The sequence below is a fragment of the Candidatus Clostridium eludens genome, from assembly GCF_045310515.1.
In the GTDB taxonomy this organism is placed as follows: domain Bacteria; phylum Bacillota; class Clostridia; order Clostridiales; family Clostridiaceae; genus Clostridium_B; species Clostridium_B eludens.
The window spans coordinates 1-329 of the sequence record NZ_JBJHZX010000192.1 but is presented as its reverse complement, the minus strand read 5'-3'; the positions used below and the strand labels follow the sequence as shown (position 1 = coordinate 329).

1 protein-coding gene is annotated in these 329 nt (G+C 33.7%); it reads left to right on the top strand.

Annotated features, from left to right (window positions below):
* Window positions 1-87 precede the first annotated feature (87 nt).
* Window positions 88-329, top strand: a 242-nt coding sequence (locus ACJDU8_RS25795; RefSeq protein ID WP_406795037.1) for a transposase, incomplete at its 3' end; no start/stop codon positions are given.

The following is a 329-nucleotide window of genomic DNA, read 5'->3' as shown; positions in this document are numbered from 1 at the left end:
TGGTGCTAGAATAAAAATAGTACAAGATAAATTGAGAAAGTTCCGAATAAAGATTAAAATAAAAGTAAGATATGGGGGAACTTAATCATGAAAAAACAACATGACAAACAATTTAAAGAAGATGCTGTAAAATATTATATGGATCACAAGGAACTTGGAATAAGAGGCTGTGCTCAAAACCTGGACATAGGGGGTAGTACTTTGTCAAAATGGATTAGAGATTCTAAAAGTGAGAATGGTATTCAGGTTCGCGGATCAGGTAATTATTCTAGTGATGAACAAAAAGAGATTGCACGATTAAAACGTGAACTTCGCGATACAAAGGATGC